18 protein-coding genes are annotated in these 24,875 nt (G+C 66.7%); 6 read left to right on the forward strand and 12 right to left on the reverse strand.

Translation table 11 applies throughout. The features are described 5' to 3' along the window. Window positions 1-48: 48 nt before the first annotated feature. From M4D53_RS05605 to M4D53_RS05620, 4 genes are read right to left on the reverse strand one after another with little or no spacing between them, the layout of a single operon-like run. A complete protein-coding gene (locus M4D53_RS05605; RefSeq protein WP_259952556.1) occupies window positions 49-1,740 on the reverse strand; it encodes a glycoside hydrolase family 13 protein in 1,692 nt (563 codons plus the stop codon). 37 nt (window positions 1,741-1,777) lie between these two features. Next, window positions 1,778-2,656, reverse strand: a complete 879-nt coding sequence (locus tag M4D53_RS05610) for a carbohydrate ABC transporter permease (RefSeq protein WP_085605188.1) — start codon at window positions 2,654-2,656, stop codon at window positions 1,778-1,780. Continuing rightward, window positions 2,656-3,570: a carbohydrate ABC transporter permease gene (locus tag M4D53_RS05615; RefSeq protein WP_101848001.1), complete on the reverse strand. Its 915-nt coding sequence runs from the start codon at window positions 3,568-3,570 to the stop codon at window positions 2,656-2,658. Before M4D53_RS05615 ends, M4D53_RS05610 begins: the two co-directional genes overlap by 1 nt. Next, the gene (locus M4D53_RS05620; protein ID WP_259952563.1) at window positions 3,567-4,892 is read right to left on the reverse strand and encodes an ABC transporter substrate-binding protein; all 1,326 of its coding nucleotides are present in this window, start codon (window positions 4,890-4,892) and stop codon (window positions 3,567-3,569) included. Before M4D53_RS05620 ends, M4D53_RS05615 begins: the two co-directional genes overlap by 4 nt. Before the next feature lie 96 nt (window positions 4,893-4,988). Between M4D53_RS05620 and M4D53_RS05625 the strand changes: the two genes are divergently transcribed. Beyond that, on the forward strand, window positions 4,989-6,203 hold the full coding sequence (locus M4D53_RS05625) for an ROK family protein (RefSeq protein WP_259952564.1): 1,215 nt from the start codon (window positions 4,989-4,991) through the stop codon (window positions 6,201-6,203). 248 nt (window positions 6,204-6,451) lie between these two features. On the opposite strand, the gene M4D53_RS05630 is transcribed toward M4D53_RS05625, so the two are convergent. The 5 genes from M4D53_RS05630 to M4D53_RS05650 all read right to left on the reverse strand — a co-directional run bounded on the left by M4D53_RS05630 (window position 6,452) and on the right by M4D53_RS05650 (window position 9,806). Next, window positions 6,452-7,123 carry an ArsR/SmtB family transcription factor gene (locus M4D53_RS05630; protein WP_259952565.1) on the reverse strand — a complete coding sequence of 224 codons (672 nt, stop codon included), beginning with the start codon at window positions 7,121-7,123 and terminating at the stop codon, window positions 6,452-6,454. A gap of 17 nt (window positions 7,124-7,140) precedes the next feature. Then, complete coding sequence (locus tag M4D53_RS05635) at window positions 7,141-7,764, reverse strand: flavin reductase family protein (RefSeq protein ID WP_259952566.1); 624 nt, start codon at window positions 7,762-7,764, stop codon at window positions 7,141-7,143. 265 nt (window positions 7,765-8,029) lie between these two features. Beyond that, window positions 8,030-8,605, reverse strand: coding sequence for a hypothetical protein (locus M4D53_RS05640; RefSeq protein ID WP_259952568.1), 576 nt, complete (start codon window positions 8,603-8,605; stop codon window positions 8,030-8,032). 8 nt (window positions 8,606-8,613) lie between these two features. Next, complete coding sequence (locus M4D53_RS05645) at window positions 8,614-9,045, reverse strand: hypothetical protein (RefSeq protein ID WP_259952570.1); 432 nt, start codon at window positions 9,043-9,045, stop codon at window positions 8,614-8,616. Beyond that, window positions 9,042-9,806: a TIGR04255 family protein gene (locus tag M4D53_RS05650; protein ID WP_259952578.1), complete on the reverse strand. Its 765-nt coding sequence runs from the start codon at window positions 9,804-9,806 to the stop codon at window positions 9,042-9,044. The genes M4D53_RS05645 and M4D53_RS05650 overlap by 4 nt, the downstream gene beginning before the upstream one ends. Before the next feature lie 1,069 nt (window positions 9,807-10,875). On the opposite strand from M4D53_RS05650, the gene M4D53_RS05655 reads away from it, so the two are divergent. Then, window positions 10,876-12,069: an MmpS family transport accessory protein gene (locus M4D53_RS05655; protein ID WP_259952580.1), complete on the forward strand. Its 1,194-nt coding sequence runs from the start codon at window positions 10,876-10,878 to the stop codon at window positions 12,067-12,069. Window positions 12,070-12,312: 243 nt separating this feature from the next. On the opposite strand, the gene M4D53_RS05660 is transcribed toward M4D53_RS05655, so the two are convergent. Next, window positions 12,313-12,747, reverse strand: coding sequence for a hypothetical protein (locus M4D53_RS05660; protein WP_259952582.1), 435 nt, complete (start codon window positions 12,745-12,747; stop codon window positions 12,313-12,315). Window positions 12,748-12,819: 72 nt separating this feature from the next. Here M4D53_RS05660 and M4D53_RS05665 point away from each other — a divergent pair, with 72 nt between their 5' ends. From M4D53_RS05665 to M4D53_RS05680, 4 genes are all read left to right on the forward strand, one after another. Next, the gene (locus M4D53_RS05665; RefSeq protein ID WP_259952584.1) at window positions 12,820-14,604 is read left to right on the forward strand and encodes a zinc-ribbon domain-containing protein; all 1,785 of its coding nucleotides are present in this window, start codon (window positions 12,820-12,822) and stop codon (window positions 14,602-14,604) included. A gap of 310 nt (window positions 14,605-14,914) precedes the next feature. Then, the gene (locus tag M4D53_RS05670; RefSeq protein WP_259952720.1) at window positions 14,915-15,118 is read left to right on the forward strand and encodes an antitoxin VbhA family protein; all 204 of its coding nucleotides are present in this window, start codon (window positions 14,915-14,917) and stop codon (window positions 15,116-15,118) included. 606 nt (window positions 15,119-15,724) lie between these two features. Then, a complete protein-coding gene (gene mscL, locus M4D53_RS05675) occupies window positions 15,725-16,177 on the forward strand; it encodes a large conductance mechanosensitive channel protein MscL (protein WP_141388142.1) in 453 nt (150 codons plus the stop codon). 518 nt (window positions 16,178-16,695) lie between these two features. Further along, window positions 16,696-22,239 carry a CLIPPER-2 domain-containing protein gene (locus M4D53_RS05680; protein ID WP_259952585.1) on the forward strand — a complete coding sequence of 1,848 codons (5,544 nt, stop codon included), beginning with the start codon at window positions 16,696-16,698 and terminating at the stop codon, window positions 22,237-22,239. A gap of 123 nt (window positions 22,240-22,362) precedes the next feature. Here M4D53_RS05680 and istB read toward each other — a convergent pair whose 3' ends face one another. Further along, window positions 22,363-23,166, reverse strand: coding sequence for an IS21-like element helper ATPase IstB (istB, locus tag M4D53_RS05685; RefSeq protein WP_141388138.1), 804 nt, complete (start codon window positions 23,164-23,166; stop codon window positions 22,363-22,365). Continuing rightward, window positions 23,163-24,818 carry an IS21 family transposase gene (istA, locus tag M4D53_RS05690; protein WP_259952586.1) on the reverse strand — a complete coding sequence of 552 codons (1,656 nt, stop codon included), beginning with the start codon at window positions 24,816-24,818 and terminating at the stop codon, window positions 23,163-23,165. Before istA ends, istB begins: the two co-directional genes overlap by 4 nt. Window positions 24,819-24,875 lie beyond the last annotated feature (57 nt).

Below are 24,875 nucleotides of genomic sequence, written 5' to 3' on the forward strand. Positions count from 1 at the left end.
GCTAATGAGAACCATTATCAAACCGGTGCCCTCGCCCCGACTCTGCAGTCAGTCCGCGAGCGCCCCCGAGGCGATCCACGCCGTGGCCTCGCCCGGCAGCACGGAGCCGTCGAGGGGCACGGTCGACAGCACGGCATCGTCGGCCGCGGCGCCCAGATCGAACGGAGCGGTGCCGAAGTTCGTCACGACCTCCCACCCGTTCGGGCGGCGGAACCGCAGCACGTCCTCCCGACCCGTGTCGACCCACTCGAGCGTCTCCCCGGTCTGCAGCAGTCGCCGGAGACGCAGCGCCTCGCGGTACAGGTTGAGGGTCGAGCCGGGATCGGCGTCCTCCACCTCGACCGCGTACTCCGCGAACCAGGCAGGCTGCGGCAGGTGCGAGCCAGCCGCGCCGAAGCCGTATGAGCTACCGGACGCCGTCCACGGCAGCGGCACGCGGCAGCCGTCGCGCCCGAGGCCGTCGAAGTCCGCGCCGCGGAAGAACCCGGGGTCCTGGCGCTGGTCGGGGGTGATGTCCGCGACCTCGTGCAGGCCGAGCTCCTCGCCCTGATAGAGGTAGGCGCTGCCGGGCAGGCCGAGCAGCAGCAGCGTCGCGGCGTGCGCCCGACGCAGACCGCCTTCCCGATCGAGTCCCTCCTCCGGGCCGCCCGCGCGCACCCACTCGGTTCCCTGCTTGACCGCGCGTCCGCGCAGCGGCGGCAGGCCGTAGCGGGTGGCGTGCCGGGTCACGTCGTGGTTCGAGAGCACCCAGGTCGTCGAGGATCCGGCGGCCTGCGCCTGGGCGAGGTTGTCGGCGATGATGCGCTGGAAGTCCGCCGCGTCGAAGTCGGCGACGAGCAGGTCGAAGTTGAACGCCTGTCCGAGCCCCTCTGCGGAGGCGTACTTCGCGCGGCGCTCCGGGGTCTCCACCCACGCCTCCGCGACCGCGGTGCGCGGCGGGTCGTACTCGTTGAAGACCGCGCGCCACTGGGCGTAGATCTCGTGCACGTCGTCGCGGTCGATCATCGGGTGCGTGCCGGAGGTGCGGTCCATCGCGTCGAGCTCGGCACGCGACGGCAGCGGCTCGGTGAGGTCCTTCGTCAGCATGTGGGCCACATCGATGCGGAACCCGTCCACGCCGCGGTCCGACCAGAAGCGGAGCGTTGTGAGGAAGTCCTCGCGCACCTCGGGGTGGTCCCAGTTGAGGTCGGGCTGCTCGACGGCGAAGTTGTGCAGGTACCACTGGCCGTCCGCGACGCGCTCCCAGGCGCTGCCGCCGAAGACCGAGACCCAGTCGGTGGGCGGCTCCGCGCCGTCGGGACCGGTGCCCTCGCGGAAGATGTAGCGCTCCCGGGCGGCCGAGCCGCGGCCGGCAGCCAGCGCCTCCTGGAACCAGGCGTGCTGGTCGGAGGTGTGGTTGGGGACGATGTCGACGACGACGCGGATGCCCCGCGCGTGCAGCGCCTCGACCATGGCGTCGAAGTCGTCGAGGGCGCCGAGGCGGGGGTCGACGTCCCGGTAGTCCGCCACGTCGTACCCGCCGTCGGCGAGCTCCGACGGGTAGAACGGGCTCAGCCACACCGCGTCGATGCCGAGCTCGGCGAGGTAGTCGGCGCGCGACACGATGCCGGGGATGTCGCCGAGGCCGTCGCCGTCGGCGTCCGCGAAGCTCCGCGGATAGATCTGGTACACGGCGGCCTGACGCCACCAGGTCGCGGTCTTGTCGTCTTCGCGGGTCGCGGTGAGCAGCGAATCGGTCATGAGGAAGAGGCTCTCCTTGTTTCTTGCGGGGGTCGGGTCAGCCCTTGACGGCACCCTGCGTGACACCCTCCATCACCCAGCGCTGAGTGAAGAGATAGGCGACGATCGCGGGCGCCATGGCCATCAGGTACGAGGCGAAGGCGACGTTGTAGTTGTTGCTGAACTGGTTCTGGAAGAGGTTCTGCCGCACCGGGAGCGTCTGCAGCGCCGGGTCGGAGATGATCAGCGACGGCATCATGAAGTCGTTCCAGGCGTAGAGGAAGGCGAAGATGCCGACCGTGGCGCTCATCGGCGCGAGCAGCGGGAAGATGAGCCGCCAGAACGTCTGCCAGGTCGTGGCGCCGTCGATCCGCGCGCTCTCCTCCAGCTCGATCGGGATCGAGCGCAGGAAGGCCGTGAACAGCAGCACGCTGAAGCTGAGCTGGAACATCGTGGCGAGGATGATCACGCCGAACGGGTTGTCGAGGCCGACGCGTCCGGTGAGCTGGATCTGCGGAAGTGCCACGACGGGGAACGGGATGAACATCGCCGCCAGCAGGTAGAAGAAGGAGTACCGGAACAGCCGGCGGTCCCAGTTGCGCACGATCGCGTACGACGCGAAGGCCGCGAGGACGATCGTCGCGATGACCGTCCCTGCCGTGACGAGCAGCGAGATCGCGGCGCCGACCGGGAACTTCGTCAGCGTCCACGCTTGCACGAAGCCGTCGATGCTGAACGGCGCCGGCAGCGAGAACGCGTTGCCGTCGACCGCCTGCCCGGTGGTCTTGAACGCCATCGAGATCGTCACGTACAGCGGGATGAGGATCGTCGCCGTGCACAGGATCAGGATGATGGTGCCCGACCAGTTGACGCGCTCCATCTTCTGCCGCTTCCGGCGTCCGTCCGCGGGGATGGTGGTGAGGGTCTCCGTCGACATCAGAACGTGTTCCTTCCGCGGGTCAGCGAGAGCTGGAGGACGGAGATGAGCACGGCCACGATGAAGAAGATCGTGGCGTTGGCCATCTGGTAGGCGTAGTCGCCGCCGTTGAAGCCCGCGATGATCGTCATCGCGACGCTGCGGGTGGCGGTGCCGGGACCGCCGTTGGTGAGGCCGACGATGATGTCGTAGGCGTTGAGGAAGCCCTTGAAGCCGAGGATCACGTTGATGACGACGTATCCGGCGACGAGGGGGATCGTGATGCGGGTCAGCTGCTGCGTGCGGCTGGCGCCGTCGATGCTCGCCGCCTCGTACACCTCGCCCGGCACCGACAGGAGTCCGGCGATGTAGATGAGGAGCGTGCCGGGGACCGCCTGCCAGGCGGTGACGATCACGATCGCGACCCAGGCGAGGTCGGGGTTGGCGAGCAGGCTCGTCTCCAGCCACGGGATGCCGGTGGCCGCGCCCGCCGCGGGGATCGAGTTCGAGAACAGGAAGTTGAAGACGTAGGCGATGATGATGCCCGAGATCACCATCGGGATCACGAAGATCGTCCGCAGCCCCGTCTTGAACCGGATGCGGGAGGTGAGGCCGACCGCCAGCAGGAACGCGATGACGTTGACGACGATCACTGTCGCGATCGAGAACCCGAAGGTGAAGAGATAGCTCTGCAGGATCGCCGGGTCGCTGAACAGCGCGATGTAGTTCGTCAGCCCGTTGAAGCTCCATTCGCCGATGCCGATCGAGTCGGTGAAGCTGAAGAAGATGCCGATGACGCCGGGGACCGTGATCGCGAGCGTGAAGATCACCAGGGTCGGCAGCAGGAACAGGTAGTAGATCGGCTCGACGCGGCGCGTGTGGCGGCGGATCTTCCGCTGCTCGCCGGTGACGATGGCGGTCGTGCTGGTGCTCATGGCGCGGACTCCTCTGTCTCGCCCGATGCGGAATCCTCGGAACTCGGGATCGGGGCGCGGAAGGCGATGCGGGCCCAGTCCGCGTCCATGGTGCGGAGGATGGAGGACGGGTCGGCGCCGAGCACCATGGCCTGCGCGTAGTTGTTCATCGGCAGGGTCTTCGGGACGAGGACCGAGGGGCCCTGGTAGATCCGCCCCTCGTCGTAGTACTCGATCATGCCCTCGATACGCGGGTCGTCCGGCGGTGCCGCGTCCGTCGTCGGGGTGAACCCGAGCTGCGAGGCGTTGTACTCCTCGATGTTCTCCGGGAGGTAGAGGTACTCCAGGAAGTCGCGCGCGGCCTCCTGGTGCTGCGACTCCTCGGGGATCATGACCGCGAGGTCCATGTTCACCCGGACGGCGAGGTCGCCCGGATCGTCGGTCATGGGCAGCGGGAAGGTGCCGAGGTCGAGGTCGGGGTCGGTCTTGGCGATCTCGCTGAACGCCCACGGCCCCTGGAGGTACATCGCGGCCTCCCCCTTCGCGAAGGCGAGGTTGCCGTCTCCGTACGCCCGGCTCGCCGCATCCTCGTTCGTGTACTCGTTCGCGAGCACCATCATCCGGTCCATCGGTTCCGCGAAGTCCTTCTCGAAGGAGACCTCCGAGTCCGGGCCCACCTCTGTGCCCTCGGCGGCGAGCGCGTCGAAGAAAGCCAGCACGTCCAGCGAGCCACCGGCCGCGTAGTCGTACCAGCCCTGCGCGACGGTCCAGTCGTCCTTGAACGTGGCGTAGAACGGGTCGATCCCGGCCTCGCGGAGGCTGTCGCTGACGGCGAGGAGCTCGTCCCAGGTCTGCGGCACCTCGAGGCCCTGCTCCGCGAAGATCTGCGTGTTGTAGATGACCGAGGCGGCCATGACCGAGTACGGCAGGGCGCTGGTGCGCCCCTCGCAGGAGCCGTACTGGTCCATCAACGGCTGCAGATCCTCACGGATGCCGGCGGCGGCCTCCGTGTCGGAGAGGTCGGTGAGCGCGCACCGCTGCACGAACCGGGCGACCTCGTAGTTGTAGTTGGCGAGCATGATGTCGGGCGGGTTCCCGCGGACGAAGCTCGCCGAGACGACGTCGACGCCGGACGTGTCGATCTCCACCCGGACGTCGTCCTGCGACGCGTTGTACTCCGCGACGAGCTCCGTCATGAACGGGATGGCCTCGCGCTTGCTGAACGTGAAGCGGATCGTCTCCGCTCCCCCGCCGGCGGCACAGCTCGTGAGCGCCGCGCCGGTCAGCACGAGGCCGAGCGCTCCGGCGGTCCAGCGCACCGCCCGTGATCGTGTGGCAGACACCGTCGTCCTTTCGTAGATCCGCGGAATAAATCTAGTGAGCGAATTTAGTCCGTCTAGAGGTACTGTCTCATCTGGGCGACAGGAAGGTCAAGGGGAGTGACAGAGGTCTCGACGGGACTCGGCACCGGCCGCGCGAGCGTGAGCGCGGTGCTCGACTTCGCCTGGACGGCCGGCGAGTTCACCGCCACCGAGGCCATGGCCGGCACCTCGCTCACGCGCTCGACCACCATCGACGCGATCGACACCCTCGTCACCGCGGAGGTGCTGCGCGAGCTGCCCAACGCCCGCGCCATCGGCGATTACCGCTCCGGGCGCCCCGCGCGCCGCTTCGCCCTCGCGGCAGACCTCGGCGTGGTGATGGGCATCGACGCCGGCGACACCCATCTCGCCGTCACCGTCGCGGATCTGCTCGATCGCACGCTCGTCCATCATCGCGTGGAGGTCGACCCCGCGCAGAGCGTCGAGGACCGCCGGGCGACGATCCTGCGGCACCTCACCGCCGCGCGCGACGAGGCCGGGGTGCCCGCGGAGCGCGTGCTCGCGGTGTGCGCCGGCGTCGCCGCCCCCGTCAACCGCGACGGCATCTCGCCCCCGCACCCCGATGGCTTCTGGGAGCGCACGAACCCCGGGCTCGCGGAGGCCCTGCGCGACTGGGCCCCGGTGGTCGAGGTGAAGAACGACGCCCAGCTCGCCGCGATCGCCGAGGGGACGCTCGGGGTGGCCGTCGACTGCCGCGACTACGTGGCCCTGCTCGCGAGTGAGCGCTTCGGCGGCGGCGTCGTCGTCGACGGGCACGTGCTGCATGGCGCGCACGGCGGCGTCGGCGAGGGCGTGGTGTTCGATCACATCATCGGTGTCGGCTCGGCGGTGGGCCTCCGGCACGCCGTGGAGGAGCAGGCTCGGAGCGCCGTCGAGGACGGGGGCGCTGCCGCAGACGGAATCCTCGGACGGCTCGTGGCGGACGGGCCGGTCGATCCGCGGCTGGTGCTGACCCTCGCCGCCTCCGGAGACGCCGACGCCCTGCGCGTCGCCGAGCGCGTGGGGGCCACCCTCGCCCGTGTCGTCGGGGTGCTCGGCAGCATGTACGACCCGGCCCGCGTGATCATCTGCGGGGCCGTGGCGGAGAGCATCGAGCCTGTGCTGGCCGCCGCCCGCCGGATCCTCCCGGACGAGCTGCACCTGCCCGCACCCGAGATCCTCGCCTCCACACTCGGCGCGGAGGTCGTGTCGGCCGGCGCGATCGCGACCGCCCGGAGGGCTGCCAGGGAGCGTGCCGTCCCCCGCCTCGCGGAACAGCGTCTCACCGCCTGACCCCCCTCTTGCGTCAGCCGCCCCCTCCCCTCGCGAGCCGCCCTCCCTCGCGAGAACAGGTAAGCGCGCGAGTTCAGGCTCTCCCGCCCCTGGCAGCCTGTTCCCGCGCGAACGCCTGTCCCGCCAGCCTGTCGCGAGAACAGGCCCCCGCGCGAACTCAGGCGAACGCGGGAGTTCAGGCTCTCCCCCACTCCAGAGCCTGTTCCCGCGCGAACGCCTGTGTCGTGGGACGCGGATGCCGATCGCGGTCAGGACAGTGTCGGCGGAATACCGAAGAGAGTGTGGAAGGCGGCCGTGCCGGCGGGAGAGACCATCACGGCACGCGAGGTCTGCTGAGGGTGGATCCAGCCTCGGTCGCGCGCGGTGCGGAGGAGGACGGCGCCGAGGTGACCCGAGAGATGCGAGCGCCGTTCCGTCCAGTCGAGGCAGCTCCGCACAAGAGGACGACGAGACGACGGCACCAACGCGTCCGGCCCCGCGATGCTCTCGAACAGGTCGCGCCCCGTCGCGGTCACCGTCAGGTCCGGCGTGAGGTGCCCCCGATCGACGAGGGCGTCGAAGAGGGCGACCCCCAGGCGACCGGCGAGGTGGTCGTAGCAGGTGCGGGCCAGGGCCATGCCGTCTCGCGCCGTCGCCGAACGGAGGCTCGAGACCGGGGCCGCCTTCCCGGCGTACGCCGTCGCGGCCTCGATGATGTGCGCGGCATCGGGGGACGCGAGCGTGACGTAGGAGTGCCGCCCCTGTCGGCGGAGCGCGACGAGCCGGACGTCGAGGAGCGTCGTCAGATGCTCCGACGCCGTCGACCTCGACACCCCAGCGGCACGCGCGAGCTCGCCGGCCGTCCATGCCCGGCCGTCGAGGAGCGCCAGACACATCTGCACCCGGGTCGGGCTGCTGAGCGCGTGTCCCAGCTGGGACACGGACGAGGGATCGACGATCACGCCACGACGGGGTCGTCGAGGAGCGGCGCGCGGAAGTTGGAGCCGACCCGAGGCCCCTGGGCGAAGTAATGGCGGAAGGCGTAGGACAGAGGGTCCCACTTGTCCGTGTCGATGCGGTCGGGTCCGTACGCCTTCAAGATGTCCTCGTGCACGTGGACCTGCAGGACCTCGGCTTCGACCGCCAGCGCGTCGCCGCCGTCGATCGGGATGATCTGGGCCACGCGCGCTTCGATCTGCACCGGGCATTCCGCGATCCGGAACGGGATCACCGCCTCCGACGGCACAGGGGTGAAGCCCCCGAGACTCCATTTGTCCGGCTCATGCCGGTACGCGGGAACCTTCTCGGCGGGAACCGGCGAGCGACCGGTGGTCGGCGCGATCGCCTCCACGGCGTGCACGAGGTCGGCGGAGGGGAGGTTGATGACGAGGTCCCTGACCCGGCCGATGTTCGCGGCCGCCTGCCCTTCGGCACCGAGCCCGAGCATGTACCGCGTCCCCAGCGCCCATGCGGACGAGATCGGGCTGATGTTCGACGACCCGTCGGGGTTGACGGTGGTGATCAGCGCGACGGGAGTCCCGAAGTACAACACCGGCAGGTCGACGCTCCGCGTGGTTCTCATCCGTCCATTCTCGCCACCCGATCGTTCGGGCTGCGCCGAACCGTGGCCTGCTCAGTTATGGGTCGTTGCTTATCCTGATCCGGATCCGTCATATCTGGTCCAGGCAAACACTGGAGTCGCCGAAGAGCCCGTCCGACCGGGATCGTCAAACTATGTGATCCGGTGCGGAGCCCCCGGAAACACTGGACTGGGGTCCACAGAAGAGGTCAACGCGTCTTGTGATACTTCTCCGCGAATCGACCGACGTAGGGAAGAAGTCAACAGCTCAGTGAGAGTCGGCGGGGACCGGGTGCGTGCAAGTCGGTTCGCACCCCTCTTCGGCGCATGCTTCTTCGAGGTCGGCCCCTGACCACGCCTCAGGAGTCGGAGTGTCCTCGAAGAAGCACAGGTTGTTGGCGATAGCTCGATAGTGCTTGATGGCGTCCCGATATGCCCCGGACGACGGGACCGGGGCGCCCGGAGGCGGCGGGGGGTCTGCCGGCGGGCGTGGAAACCCGTGCTCTAGGTCAGCGTGGCCATAGTAGTGTCGCCGCGAGTCGACCACTTCACGAGCGTGCTCCCTGAACGTCTCTGCCAGCGCTCGTCCGAAGCCGCAGTACTTCGCGCCTTTGATCTCGAGCGCCTTCTTTTTCGCCTTATCCGCACCCATCAGCCGCAGGCGCATCACAGAAGCGGACTCTTCGGTCGCCCGCGGCGCGACCGCCTGCCACCGCACGCGCTTTGCGCCGTTTACATCGTCGGAACTCAGTGCTCGAAGGATGTACTCATCGTCTTCGACGGCAAGGTCCGTAGGCATATCGACGTCGACCGTCTCCGGGGAGGGTGTGAGCTGCTCGGTCACGGCGCCGGTCAGGAGTGTGTGCGAATCAGCGACGCAATCAGGTCGCGATCTGCGAGCGACCCGCCCGCACCATAGGACTCCAGCCGCGAGCTATCGTCCGCGATGAACGAAAAGGCAAACTCGGTGTGCCCGATCTCCAGGGACGAGAATCCATCGGTGGTTTCCCACTCGATGTATGTCGTGTCGTTGTTACTGCGACTTACATCCACGAACTGGCCGCGAGAGAACAGCGCAGTGATGTCCGGAACTGACATCAGGGCAGGGGCCGATGACGTCGGCGCGGTCGCCACGACGGTGAAAGGAATCCGGCTGGGTCGAACGTTGAGACTGTCCCAGAACGGCGAGAACGGGATCGTGACGTAGCGCGCGCCGAAGGGTGCGTTCGAGTGAACGTGCGGGTCTCGAGTTCTTTCAGACAGGTTCAGAGATGCGATTGTCATTCCGGAGCTCCCCTCATCCGAGTGCGGCAACCGTCCGTAACAGCGCCTTCGAACAGCTCGTTCTTAACGGAACGTAGCACAGTAAGAATATCTTCCAGCCCATTGACGCTCCTGGGAGGGAATTGCTTACTCACCTCAATATCGAGCACGAGAACTGCTTCATTCTCGCGGGCTCCGGCAAACACTGTGCTTCTAGTGTTGACGAATCCTGTGTCTTCTCGGTCGAATGGAATGTCTACCTGCGTGAACATGCGACTTACACCCTGCGGAAGCTCGCTGGGAACGTCGACGCCGAGGTACACCCAGTCGCTGATCTCGTACCTGCCACTCTTCGGAATGGGGAGTTCGTTGACGAATCGCGCCTGCGCGAACATGACGAGGTTGTCGGGGTTGTCTGAGAATAGCGGTACCAGATGCTCCATCGCATCGGCGATGAAGTCGTTCCAGTCCGTGTAGAGGTTCTTCCGATAGGTACGGACGTAGCGGATCTCGTCCTCGATGAACTGCAACCGCTCCTTGTCGCGAGAGCGCTGGAATCCAACCAGCTTGCGGTCATCGCCAAGAGTGCTTTCCTGACCTACAGCAACTGGCACATACGTGCCGGAGACATCGAAAATGCCCTGCGCTTCCCATTCGGGCGAGCGCGCGTCGAAGCGGCGCGACAGAGCGTCAACATTGAAGACGGTCTGCTCAGCGAAAGCGAGCGTGAGACCCGCCTCCACGATTGGGGCGCTGGGGTACGGGCCTTCCACTTGACTCATACGAGTCGATCCAGAGGGAGCACAGGTTCACTCTATCCCCGTGGCGACGGAAATCTATGAGTGAGACGTGATGAGGCGATAAGTGCCTCGTGCACACGCAGGAACGCACACCCCACCGCATCGTTCACCTCCATCCACCCCATCGCCGCCACTCGCTGACACTCGACGAGGAACGGTCTCGGCTTCCAACCGACGTGTCTCGGATACGGGGGCCAATACTGGCGGCTGTGCGAGAAGGAGGGCCACCACGACTTCACCTCCCCCCGCTCCCACCCCCTGGGCGATGGCTGCAAGGTCTGCACTAGACGCGTCGTCGATGAGCAGAACAGCATACGCACCACGCGACCGGACCTGGCTCGCGACTTCCACCCGACTACAAACGGTTCCCTCACGCCGACAACGTTCTCGCGACGACGGACGAGTCCATCACCCGTTGTACCGGCCGTGGCACCACTGGATAACGTGAACAGAACCGCGTCAACCACAACGCCGAGTTCCCGTACTACGCCGGCTACTAGGGGCACCGCTGGAGCGCGAAGGGCAGTGACCGCATCAAGGATCCGGGATGCCCGAGGCCGCAGGACAGGGATGATGTCTGGCGACTCCGGGGAGGCCGCGCATGAAAGTTGCGACCATAAGCACCTCTCCGGAAGGCACAACGCCCAACGACCACAATCGCCCGACACGGGGGTGGACCTGCCGGCCCGGCGTCATCACAGCGGGCCACCCGCGTGGCGCGTTCCTATACCTCGACGAGGTACAAGTCGGCGCCACAGCGTCAAAGACCCATTCCATGTAGGCAAGCCGTCGACGAACACAGGGCGGTGCGGCAAGCCCGTAGCGCGCAGCGCCCAGGCAAGACATGACTTGAGCGCGCAGCAACGCTTCCCCCGCTGGCGTCGTTGGCGAGTGAGAAAGCTGTCCCCGCTGTCTATTGGTACGCGCTCGTGCGCCTCCGAAGACGCTCCCCTCGCGAGTTCGGTTCCCAGCGTCGCTATGCTCAGCACCAAGCGCCCGCCACCATACGCTGCGCTTCTCTCGTTCCCGAAAGCCGCTGGGGAGGCACGACGTGACGGACTCCGACCGCTCGAACCAAAGCCGGGCCACGACCCGGTTCTGGCCGCCGCGACGCATCCACCTGATCGTGGCTGCAGGGCTCTCCGCATTGTTGGTGGTGGCGGTTGTCGCTGCCATTCTCATCGACCAACTCTCACGTACTGCCGTACCTAATCTGGTAGGAGACGCCCGAGCTGATGCAGTTTCGGCTATCGAAGATGCCGAGCTGGTGTACGAGCCAGACGGGGAGCTGTCGGATGCGGTGTGCACGACCGATCCTCCACTTTCGGACTACTGCGAAGTAACAAGCCAGTCCCTTAAGCCCCAAGACCGCGTCCGACGAGGATCCACGGTGGCGCTCGTGCTCACTGTGATGGAGGTATCGCTTCCCGACTTCACCGGCATCAGCTTCGATGACGCGGCCAGCCTGGCAACCGAGCTGCATATCCGCGTGAAACCGGAAAACGACGTGATATCAAACGTCGCGGAGCACGGCAGCTGGACAGTGACCGACCAATCACGGGCCGCCAACGATGTCGTCGACGCCGAGACTGTCGTGACGCTTTCACTCGACGCGCCGCTGGTCGATCTTCCGAATATCGTCGGCATGCCATTCCAAGAAGCGATGGATGAACTCGCCGCTGCGGGTATCGCAGGGACGTACTCGTCGCTTCCCGGCGCCGCCGCAAACGACAGGCTCTTCGTGCGATCAACAGACCCCGGCCCAGATGGTGGTCAGCTTCCCATCGGAACCGAGGTCACCCTTCAATGGGGATACAAAGTGCCAGACGTTGTCGGAATGTCGGAAGGCACCGCTGTTTCGACCCTGCAGGAGGAGGGTTTCAAGACCGATGGGGCCTCGTACGGATCTGACCGAGTGACGGGTCAGACTCCTCAGGCGGGCACTGTCGCGGACCCGAGCAAGGCTGTACAGCTTAGGCTTGCACCACCTACGGTGGTGTACGAGGTCACCGGGGATGGGTCGGCTGCGGCAATCACTTGGATAGCCCCGGGCACTTACGACATCAGTCAGTCAACGGATGCCCGCCTCCCCTGGCGTATGACCTTCGAGACTCAGGCTGACTACCGCAACTTCAACGCCCAGATCCTGAACGGCTCGACGGTGACCTGCACCATCTACGTCAACGGGGAACTGCGCAAGACGAACACCTCAACTGGGCGCTTCTCCGTAGTCAGTTGCGGTTGAGCGCCCGCCAAGGGAAGATGAGGAGGGCTGCGCCCTCTGCGCCGACGACGCAACATGCGCGGTGCGGCCACCGGGGCGTGGCAATGAAAACAGCCAATTCGTTACATCTCTAACTGTGAGATGTGCGTACGTGGCGCAAGTCGGGGTCCATGGAAGAGGTCATCGCGCCTTGGGATCCGTCTTCGCGAGACGGGCAGTCAACGACGTGAAGGGAGGTGGGCCCGCACATAGTTGGTCTGCCGTTCAGTCAGTGGACCCATCGCGCATTCTTCTCATGCTCGGGAAACCCGGCGCGAAGCACGCGTCGTACCGCGCGGCCCCGTCCGAGTAGCCGAGCTGCACGGCGAGCTCGCCGGGCGTCGTCGGAGGTAGGTCGAAGTCCGCGTCGGTGAAGACAACGTCCGGGACGACCCCTCCCATCTCCCGGATCTCTCGGACTGCGCGTTGCGCATCGGCCTGGATCTGCAACGGGGTCTTCTTGTCGTCCTGCGCCCGCTCTTGAAGGACGTTGGTAAGGGCTCGGTATGCCGCAGAGACCAGTGCAAGGTCGTGGTCCCCATGCCCACCAATCACCTCGGCCAGCTCGAACAGCATCCGTCGGACAATCGAGTCAGGGATGCCCAGCGCCTCGACACTCGTCCTCGTCGCCGCCACCATCTTCGTCTGCTCGTCCGCCATGGCCACATCCTGGCAGACGGGCGATCTGACATCATCGGTTGGTCGAGATAAACACGAGAGGCCCGTCACCTCATGCCCGCCATCGCTCAGGAATGTTCCGAGGAACAGTGCACCGCCACCGCGGCGTATCAGACGAGGGTGAAGCCGGCCTACTGCATCCCTCACATCAAAGAGCGCTTCCGCCGAGGCGGGCTCGAACTCCTTGACGATTTCGACAAGCCCACCTCATGGCAGCTCACGCGGTGCATGGAATGCGCTCTCGAGGCTCACTACCGCCTCGAGTACGTCATGGACAACAACGCCCACGACATCAAGACGTGCCGCGCGTGTTACTGGAGATCGTGGGCCGCCGACAGTCGACGGATGATGGGCTCCTACGCCGACTACTCGACTGTCCCCGTGGAGACTGCCCGAGCACACGCAAACAACAATGGCTTCAACTACATCAGACCTCTGACGGAGCCGTCGCTTGGCGGCGACCCTCATTATGTGCTTTGTCGAAGTTGTGGCCGACTCTCCGCACAGCGACTCGGCGATATCGGGTTCGGATGCTCATGCCTCAACAGCTCGAAGCGCAGTGCCGCGGCGCGCCCGGTATCGCGTCTGAAGGAGCTGTTCAAGGACTCCGACTCCGCCGCGGTCGCTTGGTGGAACCATGACGCCAACCCCGAGAAGCTCTGGGCGACTGCGACGCCGCGGTCGCGGAGTGATGCGCAGTGGACATGCCCAGCGTGCGACCACGGATTCACCGACACCATTCTCGATATGGCAAGGCACCCGGGATGTCCGCAGTGCGCAGAGATGGCGGCCTTCGTGCGGACAGTCGAACGGTCGGTCCTCGCGACGAAGGCCGTCTTCGATGTACCCGAGCTGCTCGCCGCATGGGCAGACGACGCAGACCCACGCAGCGTGGCAGCCGCTGGCGACTGGACGGCGAGGCAGTTCATCTGCAAGGACGGACATCGCGCCCGCATGTCCCCCGAGAGCTACCTCGATGGCGGGTGCCCATCCTGCCGCGGTAACGCTACCCGGGCCGCCCGCATGCAGCAGGGCATGACTCTAGATACCGAACTCGCCAGCCAGTGGCACCCAGATTTCAACACAGTGGACATTGCCAAAGTCGGGGACAACTCCAAGCGGCGGGTGTGGTGGCGTGACCCAGAGTGTGGCCACGAATGGGAGGCGCAACCGCGGGAGCGACACAAGCGGCCGCGGTGGCGATGCCCCGCCTGCCAGACGCGGTTGGGGTCGCTTGCCTGGTTCTATCCAGAGCTCGCAGCCGAATGGGCACCAACGAACCCCACGTCGGCGTGGCACGTGATGCCGACGGGAAAGACGACCTTCCTCCCCACCTGGAACTGTCCGACAGATGCCACCCACGTCTGGCAGGCGACGGTCACCTCACGTGTGTCCGGCACCATGTGTCCGGAGTGTCGGGTCAGCGGCAAGAGCGCAGTTGAACTGGCCTACCGAGATGCAGCCATCGCCGTGTTCGGAGCCGCTTCCTCGGGATCAACTATTCGCGACGAACGCTTCCGGCGACGCCTGACGTGGACCGTGGACATCGGCATCGACGTCGACGGCCGGCCGGTCGCCGTCGAGTACGACGGGAGCTACTGGCACCGCGACAAGGTTGAACTCGACACTGACAAGACCCGAGACCTGCTGGCCGCGGGGTACCTCGTCGTTCGGCTTCGAGAGGATCCGTTGCCATCGCTTCGCATCGATGACTCCCGTTACCTAGAGCTCGTCACGTATGCGGCGGCACCCGATCCGGACGCCGTCATGATGCAGATCCGACAGTGGGTTGCGCGGAGTCACTCGGAATCCGACGAGGTGCCGCCACGCACCTCGTGAGATGCGACGTGCGTGGCGGCCGTGCTCGCGGTTGGTGGCCTCGCTGGCATGAGGCGACATGTTCATCGTGGACTCATCTTTGACGAAGTTGTTGCTGCTCGCTCGCCAGACATTGCACTCGCGCCGGCACCCCAGCTGTCGCCGACTGAATCCAGAATCCGAAAGATCCAGTGACCTGTAAACGCGCGCTGTTGGCTCGCCGCATGACCATGTCAAGCTGGTCAAGGGGCGAGGGTCATGAGGTCTGCGGATCGTCTTGAGCCAGCGCCCCGTTTGAACCAGCCGAGATTCGACGAATGAGGTGCGCGACATGATCCGAAGCCGTGATGAGCGTTTCGTCGGCGCGTTAGAAGCACTGCATTCGGTGCGCTTGGACGGTCTCTCGGCCACACCCGCGGCTATCCGCGACGCGTGGGACTACATCGAGGGCCGTAGAACGCTCGATGAGATCATCGAGGACGTCGTCCTCCGACACACCCGTGTACCGGATAGCGCTCAGGAGCTCGAACGATGACGGCCGAGAGCTGTCATCTTGTAAGAGCCGGTGTTGTCGCCGGGACATCCCACGCCCACCACCGCCTGAGAGGGTGCTGGCAGCGGTCAACCTGCGCGCGAACGTGGCGTCCTTATACTTCGCCGATGTATAAGTCGGCGCCACACAAGGGCGTTTCAAGCTGCAAGGGGCGTTAGTGCGCGACGGGCCTCGGTGTCGCCAGGGTGCCATCGTGAGCCCCTCGACCACGACATGTTCGGCTGCCTGACTATGTCAACTTGAAGTGGCCCGGGGCGTCGTCTTGATTTGGCCCAGGGGTAGGTCGTCGTGGCGCGGTGCGTTGGTTCGGTGGGAATCGCCGCACCTAGTGTGACGCTCCAGGTTGGCGAGTTTGTGCGTGAGTGTTGCGTGGCCGCCCTCATCATGATCGCCATGGCCACCTTTATCGCGATTGTGCTCTACCAGCGACGTGTCGCCGCGACGGCAACACCGCACCCGGCTTCCAGCACCACGCTCCCAGCCTCGACTTCAGAGTCTGATATTCATCAGACATGCCCCTAGGAGCCGCAGGCGCGCAACTGGGTAGTTCGACCAGGTCCACCGGCTGCTCATGCGTCGGTCCGCTGTGTGGTTACGGGGTTCAAGGAATTCATCCTTCGAGGGAATGTCATCGATTTGGCGGTCGCGGTCGTGATCGGCGCGGCGTTCACCGCGATCGTCAACGTCCTCGTCTCGGCACTCATCAATCCGCTGATCGGCTTGTTCTTCGCGGCCGATAGCCTCGACACTGCACTGCAGGTCATGGTTCCGACGCTGGCTGGCGGTACGTCCACGTTCTCGTTCGGCGCAATCCTCGGCGCGATCATCAGCTTCCTGGCGGTCGCGCTGGTCGTGTACTTCGTGTTCGTGGTGCCGATGAACAAGATGCGGGATCGCGCTGCCGTGAAGGCCGGCGTCGTCGAGGAGCCCGAAGACCTGCCGAGCGAGGCTGAACTGCTCATCCAGATCCGCGATCTGCTCCAGAACCAGGCGTCGACGCAGCCCGCCGCGACGCGATCGACTCGGCTGCCCCGGGACTGATCCGGCGCCGCCCCGCGTTGGATGCGGTCAACGCGGGGCGGCAGGGAGCGGGAGACGCGATAGTCGACAGGAGCCTGGAGCAGGTCCGCGACATAGTAGTACCGCGCGGATTCCGAGCGATCCTCTAGAGTTGTGTAGCCGGTGGGAACGTCGGCGTCACCGGTGGTGCCGTGAACTGGCAGGGGGAGTTGAGGATGGTTGGTGGGTGGGGTTTCGGGCGCGCCCGGAGTTCTGAGGGCAAGGGTTCGAGGTTGGTCGCGGCGGCAGTGGTCGCCGTCCTTGTGGCGGCCGTTTCTGCGGTCAGTGTGGTGGTCGACCAGCGGTCCGCGGCGGCCGCCGGCGGGTTGTCGTGCGGTGACGTGTTCACTCAGCAGGGCGCGAATCCGAGGAACATCTGGCAGATCGACCGGACAACGGGCGGGCAGACGTCCGTCGGGACATTCTCCATCCCGGGCACATCCGGGAATCTCAACGGTGTCGGCATCTACGATGCCGACACCGATGGCTACGGTGAGGTCATGACCGGTGTTCAGCCCGCCAACACCGGTACGGCACGCTCGATATACCAGTACTCCAGCATCACGGGGCAGACGACGCTGCTCGGTGCGGGTGTGGCGGGCGCCGCGGTCACGCACGGGACGATCAACCAGGCGAACGGGCACTACTACTACGGCGGTGTGACCGGCGGCACGCTGAACGTCTACGGCTTCAACACGACCACCAACCAGTCGATGGGGCTCGTCGCCAGCGGCGCCATCCCGAACGGGGGCGGCAACGGGGACTGGGCCTTCGACAGCCAGGGCAACCTCTACGTCGTTGCGGGCGGAAGCGGCGCGGGCACGGTCAACGTCGTCAGCGTCATCGATCAGAAGATCCCGACCAGCGCGGGCACCCCCGTGGCGATCACGGGCACGGAGCTCGTCCGCATCGACGCGGGTGGTACGGCGCTGAACGCCATCGCGTTCGCGGGCGACGGGTACCTGTACGTGGCGGGCGAGCCCCGGATGTACAAGGTCAACCCCACAACCGGGACGGTCATCAGCAACGTCCCCTTCGCCACCGCCGGCACGGTCGACATGGCCTCCTGCGCCTCGCCGAACACGGTCTCCATCGTCAAGGACTTCCCGGCGGGGCGTCACACCGCCTCCGACCAGGTCACGATGACGATCTCGGGCGACGGCATCACCAAGGGCAACACGGCGACCACCGCCGGCACGGCCTCCGGCGTCCAGCCGCAGGAAGCCGGTCCCGTCCTCGTGCTCTCCGGCCAGCAGATCACCGTGACCGAGACCGGCACCGGAACCGGCAGGCCCAAGTACGACTCGAGCTGGACCTGCGTCGACCGCAACTCCGGCAACGTCCTGGCCTCCGGCACGGGAAGCACGGGATCGTTCATCGTGCCGGACGGCGGGCCGAAGGGCGTCGCCGCGGTCTGCACGTTCACGAACGGCGCCCGGCTGCCGCACGTCTCGCTGGAGAAGACGGCGAGCACCTCGACGCTCGTCGCCGGCGAGACGGTGACCTACTCGTTCAAGGTCACCAACGACGGCAACGTGCCGCTGCACGACATCTCGGTGTCGGAGACCGCGTTCACCGGCGCCGGTGCGGTGTCGGCGATCAGCTGCCCGGCGCTGCCCCAGCCGCTGGCGACCGGAGCCTCGACCACCTGCACCGCGTCGTACGTGGTGCGCCAGGCCGATGTCAACGCGGGCGCCGTGGACAACACCGCGACCGCGCGAGCCGTCTCTCCCGACGACATCGCCGTGACCTCGACCCCCTCCAGCGTCCGCCTCACCGCGACGCAGACCCCGGGCATCTCGATCAAGAAGTCCTCGGACACCGCCGTGCTCGTCGTCGGCGAGACCGTGAAGTTCAGCTTCGTCGTGACGAACACCGGAAACGTGACGCTGAACAACGTCGGCGTCAACGAGACCGCCTTCACCGGCGCCGGCACGATGTCGGCGGTGAGCTGTCCCGCTGATCGGACTCTCGCCCCCGGTGCGCAGCTCGTCTGCACGGCCACGTACGTGGTGCAGCAGGCGGATGTCGATGCCGGCTCCATGGACAACACCGCGACCGCGACGGGCACCCCGCCCTCTGGCATCCCGGTGACCTCCGACCCGTCGACGACGCGCACGCCGTCCGTCCCGGAGCCGTCCGTGTCGATCGTCAAGACGGCCGACCGTGCCACCCTGGTCGCAGGTCAGACCGTGACGTACTCCTTCCGGGTGACGAACACAGGCAACGTGACGCTGACGAACGCGTCGGTCGTGGAGGGGACGTTCTCCGGAGCGGGATCGCTCTCGGCCGTGACGTGTCCGTCCGACCGCACGCTCTCCCCGAACGAGTTCATGGACTGCACGGCCATGTACGTGGTGCAGCAGGCTGACGTGGATGCCGGTGCGGTCGACAACACGGCCACGGCGACCGGTACCCCGCCCTCGGGCGGGCCCGTGACGTCCGACCCCTCGGCGGCGCACCTCACCGCGGCGCAGACGCCGTCCGTGTCGCTGGTGAAGACCGCGGACCGGACGAACCTCGTCGTCGGTCAGAAGATCACGTACACCTTCACGATCGCGAACACGGGCAACGTGACGTTGACCGACGCCGCTGTGGTGGAGGGGGCGTTCTCCGGAGCCGGAACCCTGTCGGACGTGTCGTGCCCCGCCGATCGGACCCTTGCTCCCGGCGGGGAGCTGGAGTGCACGGCGACGTACGTGGTGCAGCAGGCGGATGTGGACGCCGGTGCGATCGACAACACGGCGACCGCCACGGGCACCCCGCCCACCGGTGAGCCGGTGGTCTCCGCTCCGTCCGAGGCGAAGATCACGGGTGCGCAGGCTCCCGCGATCACCATCGCCAAGACCGCGAACCGGACGAACCTGCTCGCGGGCGACACGGTGACCTACTCGTTCCGGGTGACGAACACGGGCAACGTGACGCTGACGGACGCCTCCGTGGCGGAGGGCGAGTTCACGGGCGCGGGCTCGCTGTCCGCTGTGACGTGTCCGGCCGACCGCACCCTCTCGCCGGATGAGTTCATGGACTGCACGGCGACGTACGTGGTGCAGCAGGCGGATGTGGATGCCGGCTCTGTCGACAACTCCGCGACCGCGACGGGCACCCCGCCCACCGGCGACCCGGTGACCTCGGAGCCCTCCGCGGCGAACATCACCGGTACGCAGACTCCGGCGATCTCGATCAAGAAGTCCTCCGACACCGCTGTGCTCGTCGTCGGCGAGACCGTCACGTTCTCGTTCGTCGTGACGAACACCGGCAACGTCACGCTGACGGATGCCGCTGTGCAGGATGTCTCCTTCACGGGCGCCGGCACGATCTCGGCCGTGGACTGCCCGGCAGAGCGGACGCTGACGCCCGGCGCGCAGATGGTCTGCACGGCGACGTACGTGGTTCAGCAGGCGGATGTCGATGCGGGTTCCATGGAGAACACCGCGACGGCGACGGGCACACCGCCCTCCGGTACTCCGGTGACCTCCGACCCGTCGACGACGCGCACGCCGTCCGTCCCGGAACCGTCGGTGTCGATCGTCAAGACCGCCGACAAGCGCACGCTGGTCGCTGGTGAGACGGTGACGTACTCGTTCCGTGTGACGAACACGGGCAACGTGACGCTGACGAACGCCTCGGTCGTCGAGGGGACGTTCTCCGGCGCGGGGGCGCTCTCGGCCGTCGACTGCCCGGCGGATCGGACGCTCTCGCCGAACGAGTTCATGGAGTGCACGGCGACCTATGTCGTACAGCAGGCGGACGTGGATGCCGGACGCATCAGGAACTCCGCGACGTCGACGGGCACTCCTCCGACGGGTGATCCCGTCGTGTCGGGTCCGTCCGAGGTGAGCATCACGGCGACGCAGTCCCCGGCGATCACGATCGTGAAGTCGGCGGACAAGACGCAGCTGGTCGCAGGCGAGACCGTGACGTACACGTTCCTCGTGACGAACACCGGCAACGTGACCCTGACCGACGCAGCCGTGGTGGAGGGCGGGTTCACTGGTGCGGGTGCGCTGTCAGCGTTGGACTGCCCGGCGGATCGGACGCTGGCTCCCGGTGGGGAGCTGGAGTGCACGGCGACCTACGCGGTGCAGCAGGCGGATGTCGATGCCGGTGCGGTGGACAACTCCGCGACCGCCACGGGCAACCCCCCGACCGGTGACCCGGTGGTCTCGGAGCCCTCTGAGGTGAACATCGCGGCGACCCAGTCCCCGGCGATCACGATCGTGAAGTCGGCCGACAAGACGCAGCTCGTGCTCGGCGAGACCGTGACGTACACGTTCCTCGTGACGAACACGGGCAACGTCACTCTGACCGATGCCTCTGTGGTGGAGGGCGAGTTCACTGGTGCGGGTGCGCTGTCGGCGCTGGACTGCCCGGCGGCGCGGACCCTGGCTCCCGGTGGGGAGCTGGAGTGCACGGCGACCTACGTGGTGCAGCAGGCCGATGTCGATGCGGGAGCGGTGGACAACTCCGCGACCGCCACGGGCAACCCGCCCACCGGTGAGCCGGTGGTCTCGGAGCCCTCTGAGGTGAACATCGCGGCGACGCAGTCTCCGGCGATCACGATCGTGAAGTCGGCGGACAAGACGCAGCTGGTCGCGGGGGAGACGGTGACGTACACGTTCCTCGTGACGAACACGGGCAACGTGACCCTGACCGACGCCTCCGTCGTGGAGGGGCCGTTCACCGGTGCGGGTGCGCTGTCGGCGCTGGACTGCCCGGCGAACCGGACCCTGGCTCCCGGTGGGGAGCTGGAGTGCACGGCGACCTACGTGGTGCAGCAGGCCGATGTCGATGCGGGAGCGGTGGACAACTCCGCGACCGCCACGGGCAACCCCCCGACGGGTGAGCCGGTGGTCTCGGCGCCGTCCGCGGTGAACATCACGGCGACGCAGTCCCCGGCGATCACGATCGTGAAGTCCTCCGACAAGACGCAGCTCGTGCTCGGCGAGACGATCACGTACTCGTTCGTCGTCACCAACGCCGGCAACGTCACCCTGAGCGACGTGGCGATCGAGGAGGGCGAGTTCACGGGCGCCGGAGACATCTCCGCGGTCGAGTGCCCGGCCGACCGCACGCTCGCACCCGGTGCGCAGCTGATCTGCACGGCGACGTACGTCGTGCAGCAGGCCGATGTGGACGCGGGGCGCGTGGCGAACACCGCCACCGCGACGGGTACGCCTCCTGGCGGCGACCCGATCGAGTCGGACCCGTCGACCACGACGAGCGACGCGACCCCTGCTCCGGCGCTCGCGATCGTGAAGACCGCGGACAAGACCGACCTCGTCGTCGGCGAGACCGTGACCTACACGTTCACCGTGACCAACACCGGCAACGTGACGATGTCCGACGTGGCCGTCGCCGAGGGCGACTTCAGCGGCGCCGGTGAGCTCTCGGCTCTCGACTGCCCTGACGCGCGCACGCTCATCCCCGGGCAGCAGCTCGTCTGCACGGCGACCTACACGGTGCAGCAGGCCGATGTGGACGCCGGGACGCTCGAGAACAGCGCGACGGCATCCGGCACTCCGCCCACGGGTGAACCGGTCGTGACGGACCCGTCCCGTGTCGTGATCGAGGGGACCCAGAGCCCCGCGCTGTCGCTCGTGAAGGTCGCCGACAAGCAGATCGCACGGGAAGGCGACACCGTCACCTACACGTTCACGGTGACGAACACCGGTAACGTGACGATCGCCGACGTCGCCATCGCCGAGGGGGCCTTCACCGGCGCCGGCGCGCTGTCGACGCCCGTGTGCGCCGATGGTGCACGCAGCCTGGCGCCCGGCGAGAAGGTCGTCTGCACGGCGACGTACGTCGTGCAGAAGGCTGACGAGAAGAAGGGCTCCCTGGAGAACACGGCGACGGTGACCGGAACGCCTCCGAGCGGACCGAAGGTCGTCTCCGACCCCTCCACCGCGAAGACCGGGGTGCTCGCGGTCGCGCTGCCGCCCACGGGCGGTGAGCTCGCCGTCGGCGCGCTCACGTTCTCGGTGCTGCTGATGCTGGCGGGGGCCGGGCTCATCGCCCGGCGCCGTCGCAGCGCCCCATAACGACCAGGGGGCGCCGCAGCACTTCTCCCCGTGCCGGCGTCTCCTGGTTTCCCCTCCGTACGCGTCCGACTACTGGTAGTCAGCCGCTCACGGGCCGCCGATGCGAACCGAAGGTGCCCAGGATTATCTCGTCGCGGTGCGGGTGTGCTGAAGCCGGTAGGAGCTTGTTCCGGTCTCGATGATGGTGCCGTTGAAGGTGAGTCGGTCGATGATTGCGGCGCAGAGTCTGGGGTCGGTGAATGTGTCGGTCCAGCCGGAGAACGACTGGTTAGAGGCGATCGCGACGGAGTTCTTCTCTTCTCTCTCGGTGAGGACTTGGAAGAGGAGTTCAGCGCCGCGGCGGTCGAGTTCCATGTAGCCGAGCTCGTCGATGCAGAGCAGGTCGACTCTTCCGTAGCGGGCGATGGTGCGGGCAAGCTGCTTCTCGTCGGCGGCTTCAACGAGCTCGTTCACGAGCTTCGTCGCGAGCGTGTACTTGACCCGGTATCCCTTCTCCGCAGCGGCGGTGCCGAGCCCGATCAGAAGGTGGCTCTTCCCAGTGCCGGAGTCGCCGATGAGGCAGAGCGGGTCACTGCGGCGAACCCAATCGCCGGTCGCGAGGGTGTGGATAGTGGCGGGGTTGATGTTCGGGTTCGCGTCGTAGTCGAAGTCCCCGAGCCATTTCTGGCGGGGGAAGCCGGCGCCCGCGACCCGGCGGACGGTGGACCGGCGGTCGCGGTCGTCGCATTCGGCGAGGAGAAGCTCGGCGAGGAACCCTTGGTAGGAGAGCTGCTCGTGTTCGGCGACACGGATCGCTTCATCCATGACCGCGCGGATCGTCGGCAAGCGAAGCCGTCTGCAGGCTTGGTCGACGGCGGCCGCGGCGGCTTCCTCGGTGATCCCGCGTTGCCGGCGCAGGGTTGTAGTCACGGTGGTTCTGGTGGTCATGTATCTGTCGTTCCTTCTCTTTCATCGGTGGCTTGAACCCGGCGTCGCAGGAGCTCGTCGTATTGCGTGACGGTCGGCAATGGTCGCCGGTCTGGTGGGAGCCCGGCGATCACCGCGGCGGGGTCGCGGAGGCGGCGTTGGGTGAGACTGACAACTCGTTGCTCACCGGTGTTTTCGTGAGCAACGGGATGTCGGTGCAAAGTGGACCCGCCCGCGTGCAGGCGGGCCTCGACCGCGACGACATCGGCGGTGACCGCGCCGACCAAGACCGCGGCTCTGATTCCAGCGAGAACGTCGGCGGTCCGCATGCTCCGATGCAGCAGCAGCACTTCGATGAGCTCACGGGTGCCGGCGGAGTCGCCGTTGACTTTCCGTGTCTCCTGCCAGAACGCCTCGTGCGCCGCGGTGAAGACTCCGGCCTGTCGGGCGGCGGCCAACGCCGTCGATCCGGGCAGCGCGCCCGGCTTGTGTCGGAGGACCTCGAGGTAGTGATCCAGGACGATGGATTCCCCGCCGCGGGCGACGACCCGCTCATGACGGGCTGCTTCTTCGCGTCCGTCGAAGATCACGACTTCTGAGGCACGGAGCGAAACCCGGAGCTGCCGTCCGATCAGTCGGGCAGGGACGGAGTACTTCGCCATCCGAACTGTCACCAGCCCCGACCGGTCGACCCGTGGGTGCAGCACCAGGCCTGGATCGAACCGCTCCGCGGGCAGCGGGCCCAGTAATGGCTGTTCGACGGCGAAGTCGTCACCAACGGTCGTGCGTCGTTGGCTGACACGACGGCGATCGTCGCGGGCGTCCCAGCGGCGGATCTGCGCGTTCAGCTCGGCGAGGGAATCGACCTCGGGCATCGGAGACAACCAGGTGCGGCGGAATCGTCCGACCTCGCCCTCGACGCCGCCCTTCTCATGCGCGCCGTCGATTCCGGGTAGGCAGTAGAACGCGTCAAACCCGTAATGCGAGCGGAACAACACCCAACGGTCGTTCTCCACCCGCCGCCGGTCGGACCCGTAGATCACCGTCTTCACCGCGGCGGTGAGGTTGTCGTATTTGATGTGGAGGTTCGGGACCCCACCGATCTCCTCGAACGCGTCAATATGGCCTTCCAGGAATGCTTCCTGCGACTGCGTCGAGTAGACCCGGTGGATCGCTTTCCCGGAATGGGAGAGCCGGAACGTGAACATGTGGCACTTCGTCTTCACCCCGGCGAGGATCACCCAGACCTCACCGAAGTCGACCTCGGCCTCCGCGCCCGGCGCGTGCAGTTGCGGGACGAACACCTCCGGGACCCGACCCACCTCGACCAAGATCTCCCGCCGTCGTTTGGCGACATAGTCACGGACTGCGGCATACGACACATCCGCAGCGTGCTCGTCAAGAAGGCGGGCGTGCATCCGGGTCGCGGTCATCCGCTGCTTCTTCGGCGCGGCCAGATTCTCCCGCAACCAGTCATCGATCAGCAGGCGAAACGCGCCGAGCTTCGGAGCCCGCCGCTCGGGGACCTTCCGCTCCGGAGGGACCGGCGATGCCAACGCCTGCCGAACAGTACGACGATGCACCCGGAACCGTTTCGCCAACGCGTTCACCGACAGGCCCTCGACCCGCGCCGCGCGCCGGATTTCCGAATACAACTCCACCTTGGACCCCAACTGGCCCTCCTCACTCGAAAACAACGACTGAAGACCACCCTGACGGGGTTGGGCCAA

Origin of the sequence: Microbacterium meiriae (genome assembly GCF_025143875.1) — a bacterium.
Lineage (GTDB): Bacteria > Actinomycetota > Actinomycetes > Actinomycetales > Microbacteriaceae > Microbacterium > Microbacterium meiriae.

What these genes read in the sequence shown, in the direction of transcription:
- M4D53_RS05605 (WP_259952556.1), bottom strand. Translation starts at nt 1,740, where the DNA reads ATGACCGATTCGCTGCTCACCGCGACCCGCGAAGACGACAAGACCGCG.
- M4D53_RS05610 (WP_085605188.1), bottom strand. Translation starts at nt 2,656, where the DNA reads ATGTCGACGGAGACCCTCACCACCATCCCCGCGGACGGACGCCGGAAG.
- M4D53_RS05615 (WP_101848001.1), bottom strand. Translation starts at nt 3,570, where the DNA reads ATGAGCACCAGCACGACCGCCATCGTCACCGGCGAGCAGCGGAAGATC.
- M4D53_RS05635 (WP_259952566.1), bottom strand. Translation starts at nt 7,764, where the DNA reads ATGAGAACCACGCGGAGCGTCGACCTGCCGGTGTTGTACTTCGGGACT.
- M4D53_RS05645 (WP_259952570.1), bottom strand. Translation starts at nt 9,045, where the DNA reads ATGACAATCGCATCTCTGAACCTGTCTGAAAGAACTCGAGACCCGCAC.
- M4D53_RS05650 (WP_259952578.1), bottom strand. Translation starts at nt 9,806, where the DNA reads ATGAGTCAAGTGGAAGGCCCGTACCCCAGCGCCCCAATCGTGGAGGCG.
- M4D53_RS05660 (WP_259952582.1), bottom strand. Translation starts at nt 12,747, where the DNA reads ATGGCGGACGAGCAGACGAAGATGGTGGCGGCGACGAGGACGAGTGTC.
- M4D53_RS05665 (WP_259952584.1), top strand. Translation starts at nt 12,820, where the DNA reads ATGCCCGCCATCGCTCAGGAATGTTCCGAGGAACAGTGCACCGCCACC.
- M4D53_RS05670 (WP_259952720.1), top strand. Translation starts at nt 14,915, where the DNA reads ATGATCCGAAGCCGTGATGAGCGTTTCGTCGGCGCGTTAGAAGCACTG.
- M4D53_RS05680 (WP_259952585.1), top strand. Translation starts at nt 16,696, where the DNA reads ATGACCGGTGTTCAGCCCGCCAACACCGGTACGGCACGCTCGATATAC.
- istB (WP_141388138.1), bottom strand. Translation starts at nt 23,166, where the DNA reads ATGACCACCAGAACCACCGTGACTACAACCCTGCGCCGGCAACGCGGG.